Origin of the sequence: Hyphococcus lacteus, assembly GCF_041058985.1 — a bacterium.
In the GTDB taxonomy this organism is placed as follows: Bacteria; Pseudomonadota; Alphaproteobacteria; order Caulobacterales; family Parvularculaceae; genus Hyphococcus; species Hyphococcus lacteus.
Map to the genome: position 1 here is coordinate 160,631 of NZ_JBEHZE010000001.1, position 16,238 is coordinate 176,868.

The following is a 16,238-nucleotide window of genomic DNA, read 5'->3' on the forward strand; positions in this document are numbered from 1 at the left end:
TTAGTTTGCTCCCTGTTTGTTGCGCAGCTCGTTTAGCGGAAGATAAGGAACGACGCCTGAGCCTGCATTTTCATCAACGATAATTTTATCCATATCGCCGAGAACACGTTCAACGGTCTCAAGATACATCCGCTGACGCGTCACCTCAGGTGCGCGTGCATATTCCGCATAGATCTCGTTAAATCGCGCAGCCTGACCACGGGCATCGGCGGTCCGTTCTGCTGCGTATCCTTGCGCTTCTTCAAGAATACGTTGCGCTTGACCGCGCGCTTCAGGTACCACCTGATTGGTGTACTGCCGCGCTTGTTGAATAGCCGTGGCCTGATTTTGCTCCGCTGCCTGAACATCACGGAAGGCTTCGTTGACCTCCTGTGTTGGCGGCTCAGCAAGGGTCATGTTGACCCGGTCAATTTCGATGCCCGCCTTATAGCTGTCGAGCGCTTTTTGCATCAGTTCTTTGCTTTCTTCCGCAACCTCAACACGGCCTTCGGTTTGAACAAAGTCCAGCGTATTGCTGCCGACGACTTCGCGCATTGCCGCCTCGCCGGTCATCCGAACCAACGCCGCCGGGTCATCAATGTTGAATACAAACTGTGCAACGCCCGGAAGGTCCTCGCCCGCGGCAGGGGTCCGGTCTGGCTTAATCCGCCACTGAACGATGAAAGCAATATCGACAATGTTTTTGTCGCCGGTAAGCATTAGCCCGCTGGACAACTGGCCCGAACGCCGCTCGGCCACGGGGATGGTCGTGTCTTGCAGCGCAAGCGCCGGCTGTTTGTTGACACCTTGAACTGGTGCCGGAATATGCCAATGAAGGCCCGGCCCCTGCACAGAATCATATTTGCCGAATGTGGTCACGACAGCGAGTTCGTTTGTCGCCACCTGATAAATGCCGCTAAAGAGCCACAACAGCACGACCGCGCCAGCGACCAAGCCGCCAGTCGCAGCGGACATATTGAAACCACCGCCGCCGCCATTGCCGCCACCACGACCGCCGCGCGGGAACGCGCGTTTCAATCGTTGGCGTGAGGCTTGAAGTAGATCTTCAAGATCCGGCGGGTCATTCCGTCTGCCGCCATTATTGTTTCCGCCGCCGTTACCGCGAGGGGGTTGTCCCCAAGGTCCGCGACCGCCGCCATTGCCAGAATTATCTTGCCAGGGCATTGAGCCTCTCTTTGCTTGATTTTTTTCACGCAGCGCCCATTCATTTTGCGGGCGCAGGTGGAAGTGACTGTATAGAGCCGTATATATGTTACCAGATCGTCCGCGCAACGCGCGGCCTGCGTTTTTTTAAGGATTTCAAAGGCAAAAGTGACCAATCCCCTCATCTTGCGCGTCCGCGCCGCTCTCGAAACCATCTCCGATCCCACAACGGGACGCAACCTAATAGCAGCGGGAGCGATTCGCGGCCTCGCGGCCGATGATGGCGGCCGGGTCCGTTTTACGCTTGAACTCGCTGGCGCTGACCGGAATGCCTCAGAAAAGCTGCTCGAAGCCGCAAAATCCGCAGCAAACGCGGTCGATGGGGTCCGCGTCGTCACTGCTGTGGCCACCTCGCATCAGCAACAACCGACACAAGCCAAACACACACCAGCAAACACGGCCAATGCACACGCAAACCCGTTTGGGCTGAAAAAAAAGCCCCAAATTGAAAGCGCGGGTGAAACCCTTTCCGGCGTCAAATCGGTGATTGCAATCGCATCTGGTAAAGGTGGCGTGGGCAAATCCACGGTCGCCGCCAATCTCGCAGTCGCGCTTGCGGCGCAAGGGGTCAAAACTGGCCTCCTCGATGCGGATATCTATGGCCCGTCATTACCCACCCTGTTTGGGATTAGCGCGAAACCCACCATGCGGGACGGCAAAATCGTTCCTCACGAAGCTTTTGGCGTCAAAGCCATGTCCATTGGCTGGCTGGTCGATCAGGAAAAGGCCGTCGCCTGGCGCGGCCCCATGGTCATGGGGGCCGTCCGTCAATTAATGAGTGACGTCGATTGGGGCGAGCTAGACGTTCTGCTGATCGACACTCCGCCCGGCACAGGTGACACGCACCTATCCCTCATCCAATCAAAACGCTTGTCAGGGGCTGTTATCGTCTCCACACCTCAAGAAATGGCATTGGCCGACATGCGCCGCGGCGTTTCTCTATTCCGTCAAGCCAAGGCACCGATTATTGGCATCATTGAGAATATGGCATGGTTAGAAATGCCCGACGGCTCTCGACAATATATTTTTGGCGAAGGCGGCGCACGCAAAGCTGCGGCAAAACTGGATGCACCATTCCTTGGCTCGATCCCGCTCTATCCTGAGCTACGTCAAGCATCAGATGAGGGAATGCCCCTCGCCGCGCGAGAACATCCCGCATCAGATAGCTTTAACGAGATCGCACATACCCTCTTCGAATTTACAAAAAACGACGAAGCCTAAACTATTCGTCCGCTGCGGTGTGATCGTGGACAATCCGCCAAGCGCCATTGTCCCGCCGCAACACGATTGTAAAGGTACCGCTCGATGGCCCTGCGTCGCGCACAAGATTGAAACGGCCAGTCGTCACTGCGACATCATCCGTAATCATCTTTATATCTAGTTTTTCAAAATTAAGCTGACCAAGGCTAGCGCCACCACCATAGGTATCGCGATAGCGTTTCATTGTGGACGACCAGCCACGAGTGATTGACGTTCCCGAAACGAATTTCAAGTCATCACTCTTCCAATAGGACTCCATAAACGCGTCTAGATCACCCTCATTCCATGCGGCAGCCTGCGCGTTGATGGTTGCGAGTATCACATCGCGCGGCGTCCGCAGTGACTTCGCCGATCCTGATGCGGTTTTTTTCTCTTCCACTTTCGGGGTCGCCACCGGCGCGGGTTCTGTTTCGGGGGTGCGGATCGGTTCTGTGGGCTGCACGGTTTGATCTTGCGCCATGCTGGCCTGGGTTACAGCCTGTGCAGGAGTTGGCGCGTCTGGCGCTACGCCTGAAATCCGGCCGACACCTACAGAAGCATGTCGAACACTATCTGTTTCCGCTCGTTGTGCGATCAATTGCGCGGGCCCACCCGAAGCTTCACCAAGCGAAGGCTGAGCGAGAATTTGGCTCATACGATCTTCTAGCGCATCGTCTGCGGACGCGACGACAGTTTCTTCTGCCATCAGAGTTTCGTCGATCTCGCCTTCCTGAAAATAGGTTGTCTCGGGGGCAACAATTTCAGGTTCAGGTGTGGTCGCCGCGACCAATAAAGGTTGCTCAGAATCGACCCCCGCCTCTGGCTCTGTCTCTGCATTTGTCTCGCGTTGCGCCTCGACTACATAATCACTAGCCGCATCCGTAGAAACATCAGTACGCAGAGCAGGTTTTGATGTTGTGCAAGTAAAGCCAGCGCCGCGCAATCGATTTACGATTGCCGTCGCCTTTTCGATGCAAAAACTGTCTGAGTTATTTGCGTGATATGGGACGGAAACATTTGCCCCACCACCACGGGTATATCGCACGTCACAGCTCTGTCCGACGTTACCCGGTGTAATCACCTCAATCACGCGCGCATCGCCCCCGCGGGCGCAGCTAGTCTTATCCGTTGCGGCTTGCGCTGGTCCCGCTGTCATCAGCACGCAAGAAATCGCAATTCCTGAAATAGCCTGTTTCATCTGTCCCCTCCTATATTCATCGCCGGTTGCGAAACGCGCATAGCCCGGACATGCCCCATTACCAAGACAATACCGCACCAAGCACCGCATTAGGAACTTTATGCTTGTTAATGGTTAGCCTATGGCAAATTTGGTGAATGTCTGGTCGTGAAAACCTATAAAAAACAGACTATTTGCTTGGAAATTCTTGATTTCGATCAAGAATGAAAAATTCGCAAGAATACTGATTTTTCGGCCCCTGAGCGCATGATGAGTGATGCGTTCGCGCCCATCGCGCCGAATCATAGGCCGGGAAATATGCATCACCCGCCACTTTGGCATCGACTTCACTTAGATATATCCGGTCAGCCTGTTCAATCATCTGGGCATAAATCTCCGCGCCACCGATGACACAGACTTCACTGGTGCCGCCTATTTCCGCACATTCACGGCCAAGACGCGTTGCCGCTTCAAGGGACCGCACAACGAACACACCCTCGGCTGCGAAGTCTGGCGCGCGCGTCACCACAATATTATCCCGTCCGGGCAATGCACGCCCTATCGAATCAAAAGTTTTCCGTCCCATGATAATCGGCTTGCCCATTGTCACCGATTTAAACCATTTAAGATCGTCGGAGATTTTCCATGCAAGATCACCGTCAACGCCAATGACACCATTTCTGGCGACGGCAACAACGAGGGCAAGGGAAATCGTCACTGTTCAGTTTCCGGCATTCTGCGCAGCCAACGCTTTTAATGGCGCACCCGTCAGCCGAAATGTCGTCCAGCCATCCATCGGCTCGGCGTCTAGAGATTTATAAAACGCTATCGAAGGCGCATTCCAGTCGAGTACTGACCATTCCATCCGGCCACAATCATTTTCCACGGCGACTTTTGCAAGCGCCGATAGCAGTGCCTTTCCGGCACCCCCACCGCGATGGTTTTTCTGCACGTACAAATCTTCAAGATAAATTCCGTGTTTTCCCAGAAAAGTAGAATAGCTGAAAAAATAGAGTGCAAAACCAATGGCGACGCCTGACCGTTCTGCGATCAACGCAAATACTTTTGGCTGGTCAGCAAACAGCGTTTTGGACAGGTGATCCGTTGTCGCAACGACCTCGTGGCTCAGCTTTTCATAATCAGCAAGCTCATTGATAAAGCCCAAAATAGTTGCTTCATCTCCAGTTTTTGCCGACCTTACGGTAATACTCATATCGCAACGGGTGCTTTAATATGCGCTTGCGGCACATAGTTTTCGATAGCGATATCGTCGTAAGTAAAATCAAAAATATTGGATATTTCCGAGTTTAATCGCAACTTCGGCAACTCCGTCGGTGAACGACTTAGTTGTTCATTGGCCTGATCAATGTGATTAGAATAGAGATGCGCATCACCCAGTGTATGCACGAAATCGCCAGCCTCCAGACCACAAACTTGAGCCATCATTGCTGTTAACAATGCATAAGAAGCAATATTGAACGGAACCCCTAAAAATACATCTGCCGAACGCTGATAAAGCTGGCAAGACAATTTTCCGTCCGCGACAAAAAACTGAAACAGACAATGACACGGCGCGAGTGCCATCTGATCGAGCTCAGCCGGGTTCCATGCGCTAACGATCAAACGACGCGAAGACGGGTTGCGCTTAATTTCGTCAATGACCCAAGAAATTTGGTCAATAGTTCGGCCATCGGGCGCGGCCCAAGACCGCCATTGTTGACCGTATACCGGGCCAAGGTCGCCATTCTCATCAGCCCATTCATCCCAGATCGAAACTCCGTTCGCTTTGAGATAACGAATGTTTGTATCGCCCGAGAGGAACCACAATAATTCGTGTACGATTGATCTGGTATGTAATTTTTTTGTGGTCAGCAGCGGGAAGCCCTCTGACAAGTCATACCGAGACTGGTGCCCGAAAACCGCGCGCGTACCCACACCTGTCCGGTCGAGGCGTTCATTTCCGCTTTCCAGCACTCGCGACAGTAATTCTAGATATTGACGCATAAATTTAGCGAATCTCCTGTTTCGGCCACAGTTTAACGATCCTGCTGAGCGATCCAACTGCTGCTTTTTCCACCGCCCTTATAATGTTACGGTTCTGGAAATCACTAATGGGGAACCGGGGAATGGGATTTTCAACAACTGATCGGCCCGAAAATATACAGGCGGGCAAGGGCTTGGCCCTGCCGGGATTGGTACTCGGGCTACTCACCGGGCTTTTGTCCTATGGAATCATTGAATTCTGGGTTGATGGAAACGACGAGAACTATCTCGCGATCACTAGCCTGTTTTTTTTAGTCACCGCGTCCATCGGTTATCTATTGCTCGCCGAGACTGGCCAGTTTGCGCGCGCGAGTGTCGCGGCCATTGTCATTGCCGCATTTCTCGCCCTCCCCGATTATTTCATGTTCAGCACCCTTGCCATCGAAACCGGCAATTATGACTCTTTTCCGGGCATGTTTTGGATGATGCTGGGGCGCGGGCTTTCAGCGTATCTGCTTATTACGTTGGTAAAGGCAGGGTTTGAAAACAGCACGGCTGTATTTTCTATCCCCTCTTATCCTCAAGTGTTCTTTCACGGCCTGACCATTCCCTTGATCGCAAGCGGTGCAAAGCTATTTGCCGGTCTCGCGTTACTCCTGCTTTTTGCTTGGGCGTATCTTCTCAAACAAATGGATGTCGAGTTTTTCCACAAGCTGTTTCAGGAGCCATGGTTCATCTTGCCCTTTCTCGGTGCGATTGGCGGACTTTCGATTGCCCTGATGCGCGGGCAGCAATCAGTTCTAAATGCATTGCGATTCGTGCTGTTGTTGTTCTGTCGCATCCTCATGGTCATCACCGCTTTATTCACAGTTACACTGCTTTTAGTGCTCGCAACAAAAGGCGTCGGCGTCGTTTTTGACCGCCCTTACCCGAGCATGTGGATGATGACGCTAGCCATCGCAGGCATGTTGATATTCAACGGTGTTTATCAAAATGGCGAAGCCGGACCGCCGCCAATATGGCTCAGAATCCCGACGCTGATTACGCTTATTGGCTTTCCGGTTTATGCGCTTTTGGCGTTTTACGCCTTTGGATTACGGATCGAGGAATACGGCCTCACCCCCACCCGAATTGTGGGAATTGCAATCAATGGCCTCGTGGCTGGTTATTCTTTGGTGTGTCTTGCGGGCCTGATCACAGAGCTAAATTGGCGTGGCCAAAAGTGGATGCCGCTTGTTGGGCCGCTCAATATTCTAATGGCCGGTTTTTGGATTGTCGTCTTATTCTTGCTCGCAACGCCAATTTTGAACCCATGGGCAATGAGCGCCCAAAGCCAATATAATCAAATCGCACAGCAAAAGACTGCCGCTGAGGAATTCGACTTTGGATATTTACGGTTCAAGCTAGGTCGTCACGGTGATCACGCGCTCGACAAAATGCTCAAGCTTACGGATCACCCCGAAGCTGACGCCATTCAAAGCGGTGTCACCCGCGCCCGTAGCGCAGAAAATTACTGGAGCTACAAAAACCAATTCGACGACGCGCCGGTAACCGAGCCTAACTAGCGACCGGCTCAAGAACCTTATCGGTCTTTTCTTTATCGGCTTTCTCTGCCTTGTCGCCGTGCTTATCAATCAGATGAAGCTTACGGTTCGGACCATTATAGTCTTCGATCCCTTGCGAAATCGCATAACATGCGAGCCGGACCGAACGAGGGATTTTGACTTTTTCTCCGTCGCGTTCGCCCTTTTCGTAATATTGGATCATGCGGCGCTTAAGGCCGAGGAGATGCGCTGCATCTTTCTGGGACAGCCCCAGTGTCTTACGCCATTTGCGGAAATCGCTGGATTCCATTTTTCCTGCCCCACCTTGGATTAAAATATCAGGCTGGTGCGCACATAATGCATGGATATTACAGAATATTGACATTAACCGAGTTTTTTCTGCGAATTTTGCTCTGAGCCTTGGTTTTTTTACGAGCGACACTTATATTTAGGGCGCTCGCGCAAGTGAGCTATGGCAATAAATGACGCGTGTAATAACCGTATCGGACCCGGGGGCGGTACCCGGCGGCTCCACCAAAACCCCTCTCCCATAAAAAAGCTGGGAGGTTTTGGCGGGGCCGAACTAGGATCGACGAGCGTCTAAAGACGATGTTTTTGCCCGGGTTGCCTCCGTTATTTGGCTAAACTGAATAGTTGCTAATGACAACAATTCGGAAGAGTTCGCTCTTGCTGCTTAATGCAGCTGAGTAAGCTCGCTTTTTAAACTCCTAACCCCTTCCAAGGGTTAGGCGGGGTTCCCCGGTACCTGGCAACAGAAACCGGGACTTTAATTTCCCTCGATTAATTCATCGCACGGTCACTCACCGCACCGCAAAGAAAGCAATTTCCCGCGCGTGCTGGTATCCAACCACAGGGAATCTATGCAATTCAGCCCCAGTAACGGCGCGGAGACGCTAGCGCCCAACCAGTTAGCTCGTTAAAAGACGGGATCGAAATACCAGAAGGACGGAAATCGTGAGTGAAGACGTCGAACTAGATTACAGCGAACTTATTCAGGACGCGCAGAAAAAAGCCTACCGATTTTTGATGCAGGACGTTTTGAAGATCGTTGCGGACCTCGGCGACGCGCCCGGCGAACACCATTTCTTCATCGAATTTCTCACGAATAGCAAAAATGTTACCATTCCCGATCACCTGAAATCGCAATATCCCGAACGCATGACGATCGTTTTGCAACATCAGTTTGAAAACCTGATTGTGACCGACGACCAATTCAGCGTGACATTGTGGTTCAAAGGGAAAGAAGCTCATCTGGTCGTCCCTTATGACGCGGTTACCCAATTTGCTGATCCCAGCGCACAGTTCGGCGTTAGCTTTGAGGCTGTCGAAGAAGAGTTCGAGGAAGTCGAAGACGAAGACGCGCCCGACTCCGCTGACAGCGATTTGCCGGATCCGGATGATACCGGTGATAGCGAGGACGAGAAAAAATCAGATGGCGCAGATATCGTCAGCCTTGATGCATTTCGGAAAAAGTAAATCAGTGCTCGCTTGACTCTCGTCTTGCCAGCACACCCTGTTTGCGGTTCGCCACGAAAGCGAACAACGATGATCCCCAAATCTGCGAAAGAAGATGTGATGACCAAAACTCGTACTGAATCCGATAGCTTCGGCAAACTCAATGTTCCCGGCGATAAATACTATGGTGCGCAATCTGCACGTTCTTTGATTAATTTCCCAATCGGCACCGAGACAATGCCGATTCCGCTCGTTCGGGCGCTTGGTATCGTAAAGCTGGGCGCTGTACGTACGAATATGAAGCTGAAATCTATTCCGGCGAAAACCGGAAAAGCGATTGAAAAAGCTGCGAAAGAAGTCGCTGAGGGAAAGCTCAACGATCATTTCCCACTTTCAGTCTGGCAGACCGGTTCAGGCACACAATCCAATATGAATACCAACGAAGTGATTGCGAACCGGGCTATCGAAATTCTCGGCGGGGTTATCGGCACGAAAGATCCGGTACACCCGAACGACCATGTAAACATGAGCCAGTCATCGAATGATACGTTTCCGACAGCCATGCATATCGCGGCGGCGGAGCAAATCATCCATGAATTAATCCCGGCGCTTGAACACCTTCACGCAGCACTCGCGGAAAAACAAAAAGCCTACGCCAAGATTATCAAAATTGGCCGGACACATCTTCAAGACGCAACTCCAGTGACACTTGGGCAGGAGTTTTCCGGCTACGCACATATGGTTAAAAATGGCATCAAACGCGCGAAAGGTGTTCTACCGACGCTTTATGCGTTGGCCCAAGGGGGCACAGCCGTAGGCACGGGCGTGAATTCCAAAAAAGAATTTGCAAAAACATTCGCAGCAGAGGTCGCGACTTATACTAAACTTCCCTTTGTGACCGCGCCAAATAAATTCGAAGCCCTAGGTACACATGACAGCATGGTTGAAGCGCATGGTGCATTAAACGAAATTGCCGTCAGCCTGTTCAAAATTGCCAACGACATCCGTCTTTTGGGTTCCGGGCCACGGTCTGGATTGGGCGAGATTAGCCTGCCGGAAAATGAACCTGGCTCGTCGATCATGCCGGGCAAAGTTAACCCAACCCAGTGCGAAGCAATGACGATGGTCTGCGCGCAAGTCATGGGCAACAACACTACCGTCAGCTTTGCCGGGTCACAGGGACATTTTGAGCTAAACGTATTCAAGCCAGTCATTGCACTCAACACGCTTCAATCAATTCGCTTGCTCGCAGACGCATCGCGGTCATTCACTGATCGTTGTGTTGTCGGCATCAAGGCCAATGAGGCACGAATCAAGTCATTGATGGAACAATCATTGATGCTCGTAACAGCGCTTGCACCGGTTATCGGATATGACAACGCAACCAAAATTGCCAAAACGGCACACAAAAATGGGACAACTCTCCGCGAAGAGGCGGTTGCCCTGGGCCTTGTCAGCACAGAAGAATATGATCGAATTGTTCGCCCAGCCGATATGGTTGGCCCTAAATAAGCGAATAGATTCAAGAGATTTTCCAATTATACGGAAACGGCCCAACCGCTTCCGTATGAGATTGGACCGGTTCTTGCCTTATCCATTCCAAGCGTTGTTCCAATGGAATGAAAATTGGGCACTTGGCGCTTTTTGGGACACGGAATTTAACAAGGACTAGGACCATCATGGCCGATACCAAACCTTCAGATAGCCAATTGCGAGTTCTTCTCGCTCAATTCCTTTTTGCGCATAATGTCGATATTGAAGCCCTATACGGCGCTATGGGAACCGATCTTTCCAATGCCGATTCAGAGGCCGTGTCACATATGGCGGGCATCATCGATGGTGTCATGCTTGCGACGTCGAAGATCCGCGCACACGGCATCGACAACTGGACAAAAAACTAGAACGGCGACGACTTTACTTTTTACTTGCACTGCGCGCGCGAACCGGTTTCCTCATGGGGGTGAGGAGCCGGTTTTCGCTATTCCAATGTTAAAAAGATCCATCACCCTAAAGGGCCACCGCACCAGTATCTCCCTAGAGAGGGAATTCTGGGACGAATTGGTTGTCATAGCCGCGCAGGAAAACTGCACCCTGCCCGCTTTGATCAATCAAATTGATCGCAATCGCCTCAAGTTAGATCCCGCACCGGGGCTGGCATCAGCGATACGGGTTTATATTCTCAACGCAAAAACCAGGGCTGACTAACCGGCAGCGTGGGCAACAGAACTGATACTTGGTCGGCCCAACACAATTTGCGCATAGGAACGACTGACCTCATCTGCATATCCTCGCATCATTGGTCGGACCTGATCATATTCCCGCACGCCACCTGCCCGGGCTAACAATCCGCCAAAACGGCTGCGCACCGGCGCTTGGATTGGATCACGCCATTGGCTGAGTGTGCGAACCAACTGAAGGCGCGCCCAGAAAGAACGCGCAGACCGCAATGTTTTTGCAGTTTCCTCAGAAATAAGCCCCGAACGTGCCATGGCCTCTAGCGCCTCAGCGGGGTCACAGTCCTGCACGAAGGGATGCGCAGAAGCATGTTTATAAATGAGCGTGCTGATGATCAGCTCTACGTCTGAACGTCCGCCTTCGATCCGATCAATATCCCAATCCGAGCTAGGCCGTTCGCGTCGCATTCGTTGCGCCCGTGCTCGATCGAGATCGCGGAACAAAATATCCGCGCGGCGCGCACCGGCGATTGCACCCCGAAGGGCATCACGGGCAGCATCCGCAACTTTATTATCACCGGCTGCAATCACGCGGCCTCGCGCCAACATGATCTGTTCGTGGGCGATAGCCTCTGATTGAACATACGACTTGAACGCTTTGAGGTCGGGCACCAACGCACCATTCACCCCCGAGGGTCTGTGCGTCGTATCGGGCAGCACCGCAAACACGCCGTCACACATATTACTTAAAGCTTCGAGATACTCCCGAGCAAATGCCTCGCCGGCCTCACCAAGCGGTTCTGCGCTGATAAACCCGAGATGCGTCGACGCGCCCGGCAAATGCGGCCCGTCAGATTCAAAAATATGCAGCGCGATTTTGTCCGCAGCCGACTTTGTATCAGCGGAAGCTGAGGCTTTAACGGCCTCAAACGTTTTCGTCAGTGTGCAGATATGAACGTCATTGATAGCTTCCACGGCCGTATCAAAACTCGTGGACCCGGTTGACGCACTATAGGCAATACGCGCAATCAATTCCTCACGCCACACGCCAATATCATGAAGAGCATTCTGCGCGTCAGGTTTCGGCGGCATATACCGCGTCAGCCATTCTTCTCGGGATTTAGGAACTTCGACCCCGCCCCCATCAAACAGCATATCAGTAGCAACATCGGTTTTCAGCAATGGTTCAACCGCAGCAGCAAAAGAGCCAATCGCATCAACAAGCCCATCGCGCTCTGGCGCACCTTCACGCACAAGCGAGAACACATCGTGTTTTTCACCCGCTACGCTGATCAATAGATCAAACAGGCGCACGGCTTCGTTCGGATATTGTGTTTCACCAAACGCAGTCAGCAAACCCGGTGCGCATGCAGAAAATCGTGTTTCACCACTTTTCTCTCCACTCCGACGCATCCATTTATCAATGGATTGCGACAATCCTGAACCGTTGAGGAAGCCAAGATCCTCAAGCTTATCCGCATCATGGTCTGCACCATCTTCTTGGCTACGGTATAGTGCCACCTCTTGTTGTGGGCCAGTCGCGAGCCGACGCAAAGAGTTCTTCGCATCCGTTTTTGCGCCCTCAAGTGCAACCAATAGATCGTCATATTCCGTATACCCACACAACCGTGCAAGTGCTTCTTTCTCGTCGTCGCGCTGTACATCAATGGTCGGGCAACCTTTGATAATCTGAAGTCGCGAAATATAGATATGAGCCAGCTCTTCACCGGCAATCAACCGACGAGACGCATCGCGGGTAATGAAATTCGATTGCGCTGCGGTTTCAAAAATATCTCGCGCCGAAGCCGTACGAAACACGGGGCGCACGCCGCCGATCGCCAACCGGCAGAGATCAGCAACACCGCGAAAAGTACTCCGAGGGTCGCTATCATTTTTTTCGACAAAGTTTTTCAAGACTTCAACCGAAATCGGGCTGTCGCTCCAAACCAGTTTTTCGATACTTTCCAGAAACCCGCCACCTGACGCACGATCACCAGCAACAATGCGTGCAGTACTCAACCACATCTTCAAGAGGTCTGCTTGTGGGCCTTTTGCCGTTGCCGAAACCCGCGCCACGCTATCCGCATAGCCCGCACCGCCGACACCAGAACCCAATGGGGTACGCAAGGCATAAAGCGTGTGCTCGCCCGGTTTACCCTCAAAGGCCTCTCTTAGTTCGGCACCGATCCGCACAAAAATACGGTCTGTTCCGCGTGCATTTGGTGCCGCAAAAACGCTTTCGTCATAAACGACGATTAGATCAAGCGGCCCATATGGTGAAAGATCCTCGTGCGCGAAATCTCCTCCCGCCACGACGAAGACACCTTTTAGAAAATTGTCTGGGTCTTCAACGCTAAGCTCGCCACGTTTTACTGCGGCTCGCACCAACCAGCGTAGTCCGGTCTCAACCATCCGTTCCGTAAAATCCACACGCGCGGCGGTCGCCTCTGCGACACCCCATTGCCCGCTTAATTCCGCAATCGCTATCGCCACATCGACCCGGTTTTTAAGCGGCGCGAGCGCCGCATGGAGTGCATCTGGCCCACCGACACCACGATCAAGTGCAGACATATCGCGCGCTGCTTGTGCCAAAATAGGTGATGCACCATCGGTGAGCGAGGTTGCTGCCGCGTCAGGATAGGTCATACACAAATCGGCGAGCCGCCGGGTTGTGCCAAAAATACGTAGCATCAATAGCCGTCTGTCGGGTTGATCCAGCGGCGCACCGGGATCGCCGCCCAAAGCCTCCGCGACTGCGCGACGCCACCGCTCAAGCGCAGATGCCGCACGAGAAGGTTCGATCTTGTCTCCGCTATTGCGCGCCGTATAGGTGCTCGCAGTCATAGTGTTCCCCATGATTGGCTTATTAATCCAGAATGGACTATGCCGACCCACGGTGAATGCTGCGTTAAACATATTGTGACATTTAGACTTCACCAAGAAGTCTGTTATGAGAACCTTTCCTTAACCACGCCAGATTGGTCATGACGCGGAACGTTGCACGCATATTGATTTTACTGCGCAAAATGCGCCGCCGCTTCCCGCGGATCGATGTGATGCGTGTTTGGGTGGTCGCAATTTTAATCGGGATCGCCGCTGCCTATGCGGTAATCGGGTTTCGCTTCGCAATCGACAATGTCTCGCTTTTTGCCTTTGGAGCGACCGAAGCCAGCATGACAAGCGGCGCGGCCTCGCTTAGCCCATGGCGGGCCTGGGTTGCCCCTGTCCTTGGCGGTTTGGTCGTCTCGGCGATGCTTTATCTTGCAGAAAGGTTCAACTGGCTCCCCGGCGGGCGCGGTCAGGCTGTTGCTGACGTCATCGAAGCCAGAGCCGTTTCCGGCGGCCGCATTTCTTTGCGCGCCGGTCTTGCTGCTGCGGCTGTATCTGCGGTTTCACTCGGCGCGGGCGGCAGTGCCGGGCGCGAGGGTCCGGCTGTCCATTTGGGGGCGACGATATCCTCTCTTCTTAATCGGAAGCTTGGATTTGATGCTAAACAACGTCGGGCACTGTTGGGATGTGGCGCTGCTGCGGCTGTTTCCGCCAGCTTCAACGCTCCCATCGCAGGTGTTTTGTTCGCATTAGAGGTCATTTTGGGCAATTATGCCCTCTCTGTTTTTGGGCCGATTGCCGCCGCCAGCGTTTCCGCAGCGATTGTCACGCGAATCCATTTGGGGAACTTCCCGGCATTTGCCCCCCCCGAATATGGAGCGATTTCCAACATCGATGTTCCGCTCGCCGCTGTGCTGGGTATTATTTGCGGGCTAATATCATCCGGTTTTCTTCTGTCTACGGAGAAAATGACGGTATCAGTTCGTGAATTCGCGCAAAAACGAAATATTTCCTATCTGCTGCTGCCCCCCATTGGCGGTTTTATCATTGGCGCTATTGGCATATTCTATCCCGAAGTTTTTGGCGTCGGCTATGAAGCCGTAACCAAGGCGCTCAATGGCGATTATGCAATCCCGCTATTGGTTATGTTAGTCGTGATGAAATGTGCGGCCACAGCGATTACGCTTTCTTGCCGCTTTGGTGGTGGTGTGTTTTCACCGGGCCTCGTTATTGGTGCGTTTGTTGGCGCGGCCTTTGGCGCAGCGCTAGGGCAATTACTGCCCGGCGTAACCGCAAGCCCCGTTTATTACGCAATGATTGGCATGGGCGCGGCCAGTGGCGCAATTCTCGGTGCCCCGATTTCTACAACCTTGATCGTGTTCGAGCTAACCGGCGAATACGGAATCACCATTTCGCTGATGGTAGCCGTCGCCATTGCGACCTTGATCACGCAATATATTTGCGGGCGTTCATTCTTTCATTGGCAGTTGTCACGTCGCGGATATGATCTCTCAGAGGGGCCGCAAGGAATTATTCTCAAAACCACCCGAGTACGCGATGTCATGGAGGCGATGCCGCCCGGATCACCACTCGCCCCCGACGCTGATCGCCTTGAAACTCGCCAGTCTCTAGGTGATGCATTAGCCCGTCTCAATGACGCAGAAGAGCATGGCTTGCCGGTTGTGAATGCTGAAAATCGCGATCAAATTGTTGGCTATCTTTCACGCGTAAAAGCGCTTGCCGCCTATAATAAAGCATTGATTGAAGACAATATCGAACATCACACCTAGTTAGATCAAAACCATCCAAAAGCCATTGCAAAGAAAAGCTTCAAACGCTTTTTGATCGGAAACTGACGGCTTTGATGGCTTACGTATAGCTTTGTAAGAGCCACATGAAGCAATGCCGGAGTGGCCTCTGCCGGCGCTCGTTTCAACTCGGGTCGCAAAGTAGCTGCAATCGTAACCGCACGTTCACCAATTTGATCCGCCAAATTTGAGGCAAGCCCCCGCCCCTCACGCGCCAATGCAAACCCAGCCCCGGCTTTTTTTGCAATATCGATCAACGCGTCATCACCACCCAATAATTTAACGGCTATCGCATCGATTGCACCATCCGCTGTGATTAGCCACGCCTCCAAGGTGTCAACATCCGAAAAACCTTCGCCATATAGCGGACGCGCGGCTGCATCGATGGCCCCGTCTATAAGCGAAGAAAAACCGTCACCGGCTAACCCAACGGCAGCTAACTCTTCAACCACCGGGTGTGCACGGGGAGGTTTTGCATTTCGAATTTCAACAAATGCTTCGCGCCACCACTGAAGTCGGATTTCCCCCAATGCTGGCTCACTGACCGCCGCCGGAATTCGGCGCAATTCAATTTGGAATGCATAGAGCGCAATCAGCGCACGCTTTTGCGGTTCGGACGCATAGCCGCAGGCTAACCACCGATCCTCGTCTTGCGATTGGACCGTGGTGGAACAATATGTACTGCTATCTGTTCGTTGTTCAGACATGACGGTTTTTTTGCCGCAAATTGGGCGACGCGCCTCTTTTTGATTTCGACTTCAGGCGTTATGAGCCGAAGTCATATTATGCAACCCTGAGAAAGGCG

The 16,238-nt window shown here is 52.6% G+C and carries 15 protein-coding genes and 1 other RNA gene; 8 read left to right on the forward strand and 8 right to left on the reverse strand.

Translation table 11 applies throughout. From position 1 onward, the window contains the following. Complete coding sequence (hflK, locus tag ABFZ84_RS00765) at positions 1–1,164, reverse strand: FtsH protease activity modulator HflK (protein ID WP_369311781.1); 1,164 nt, start codon at positions 1,162–1,164, stop codon at positions 1–3. A gap of 147 nt (positions 1,165–1,311) precedes the next feature. Between hflK and ABFZ84_RS00770 the strand changes: the two genes are divergently transcribed. Continuing rightward, positions 1,312–2,424 (forward strand): Mrp/NBP35 family ATP-binding protein, encoded by a 1,113-nt coding sequence (locus ABFZ84_RS00770; protein ID WP_369311783.1) that lies wholly within the window; start codon positions 1,312–1,314, stop codon positions 2,422–2,424. 1 nt (position 2,425) lies between these two features. Here the strand turns inward: ABFZ84_RS00770 and ABFZ84_RS00775 are convergent, their stop codons facing one another. The 4 genes from ABFZ84_RS00775 to ABFZ84_RS00790 form a co-directional block, all read right to left on the reverse strand. Further along, complete coding sequence (locus ABFZ84_RS00775; RefSeq protein ID WP_369311785.1) at positions 2,426–3,640, reverse strand: YybH family protein; 1,215 nt, start codon at positions 3,638–3,640, stop codon at positions 2,426–2,428. A gap of 169 nt (positions 3,641–3,809) precedes the next feature. Beyond that, on the reverse strand, positions 3,810–4,337 hold the full coding sequence (locus ABFZ84_RS00780; protein ID WP_369311787.1) for a dihydrofolate reductase: 528 nt from the start codon (positions 4,335–4,337) through the stop codon (positions 3,810–3,812). 3 nt (positions 4,338–4,340) lie between these two features. Further along, the gene (locus tag ABFZ84_RS00785) at positions 4,341–4,832 is read right to left on the reverse strand and encodes a GNAT family N-acetyltransferase (RefSeq protein WP_369311789.1); all 492 of its coding nucleotides are present in this window, start codon (positions 4,830–4,832) and stop codon (positions 4,341–4,343) included. Further along, the gene (locus ABFZ84_RS00790; protein WP_369311791.1) at positions 4,829–5,623 is read right to left on the reverse strand and encodes a thymidylate synthase; all 795 of its coding nucleotides are present in this window, start codon (positions 5,621–5,623) and stop codon (positions 4,829–4,831) included. Before ABFZ84_RS00790 ends, ABFZ84_RS00785 begins: the two co-directional genes overlap by 4 nt. Positions 5,624–5,745: 122 nt before the next feature. On the opposite strand from ABFZ84_RS00790, the gene ABFZ84_RS00795 reads away from it, so the two are divergent. Beyond that, positions 5,746–7,167 (forward strand): DUF4153 domain-containing protein, encoded by a 1,422-nt coding sequence (locus ABFZ84_RS00795; protein WP_369311793.1) that lies wholly within the window; start codon positions 5,746–5,748, stop codon positions 7,165–7,167. Here ABFZ84_RS00795 and ABFZ84_RS00800 read toward each other — a convergent pair. Then, positions 7,160–7,456, reverse strand: a complete 297-nt coding sequence (locus ABFZ84_RS00800; RefSeq protein WP_369311795.1) for a helix-turn-helix domain-containing protein — start codon at positions 7,454–7,456, stop codon at positions 7,160–7,162. The genes ABFZ84_RS00795 and ABFZ84_RS00800 overlap by 8 nt on opposite strands. 106 nt (positions 7,457–7,562) lie before the next feature. Between ABFZ84_RS00800 and ssrA the strand changes: the two genes are divergently transcribed. The 5 genes from ssrA to ABFZ84_RS00825 all read left to right on the forward strand — a co-directional run bounded on the left by ssrA (position 7,563) and on the right by ABFZ84_RS00825 (position 10,827). After that, positions 7,563–7,933: a transfer-messenger RNA gene (gene ssrA, locus ABFZ84_RS00805) on the forward strand. Positions 7,934–8,121: 188 nt separating this feature from the next. Then, positions 8,122–8,643 carry a ClpXP protease specificity-enhancing factor SspB gene (locus ABFZ84_RS00810; RefSeq protein WP_369311797.1) on the forward strand — a complete coding sequence of 174 codons (522 nt, stop codon included), beginning with the start codon at positions 8,122–8,124 and terminating at the stop codon, positions 8,641–8,643. Positions 8,644–8,712: 69 nt separating this feature from the next. Next, positions 8,713–10,134 carry a class II fumarate hydratase gene (gene fumC / locus ABFZ84_RS00815; protein WP_407067067.1) on the forward strand — a complete coding sequence of 474 codons (1,422 nt, stop codon included), beginning with the start codon at positions 8,713–8,715 and terminating at the stop codon, positions 10,132–10,134. A gap of 167 nt (positions 10,135–10,301) precedes the next feature. Continuing rightward, positions 10,302–10,523: a hypothetical protein gene (locus ABFZ84_RS00820; protein ID WP_369311799.1), complete on the forward strand. Its 222-nt coding sequence runs from the start codon at positions 10,302–10,304 to the stop codon at positions 10,521–10,523. An 85-nt stretch (positions 10,524–10,608) separates the two neighbouring features. Next, positions 10,609–10,827 carry a ribbon-helix-helix domain-containing protein gene (locus ABFZ84_RS00825; protein WP_369311801.1) on the forward strand — a complete coding sequence of 73 codons (219 nt, stop codon included), beginning with the start codon at positions 10,609–10,611 and terminating at the stop codon, positions 10,825–10,827. Here ABFZ84_RS00825 and ABFZ84_RS00830 read toward each other — a convergent pair. Beyond that, positions 10,824–13,640 (reverse strand): hypothetical protein, encoded by a 2,817-nt coding sequence (locus ABFZ84_RS00830; RefSeq protein ID WP_369311803.1) that lies wholly within the window; start codon positions 13,638–13,640, stop codon positions 10,824–10,826. The two genes, ABFZ84_RS00825 and ABFZ84_RS00830, sit on opposite strands and share 4 nt — an antisense overlap. Positions 13,641–13,780: 140 nt before the next feature. Between ABFZ84_RS00830 and ABFZ84_RS00835 the strand changes: the two genes are divergently transcribed. Continuing rightward, complete coding sequence (locus ABFZ84_RS00835; protein ID WP_369311805.1) at positions 13,781–15,415, forward strand: chloride channel protein; 1,635 nt, start codon at positions 13,781–13,783, stop codon at positions 15,413–15,415. A gap of 5 nt (positions 15,416–15,420) precedes the next feature. Here ABFZ84_RS00835 and ABFZ84_RS00840 read toward each other — a convergent pair whose 3' ends face one another. After that, positions 15,421–16,140, reverse strand: a complete 720-nt coding sequence (locus ABFZ84_RS00840) for a squalene/phytoene synthase family protein (protein WP_369311807.1) — start codon at positions 16,138–16,140, stop codon at positions 15,421–15,423. Positions 16,141–16,238 lie beyond the last annotated feature (98 nt).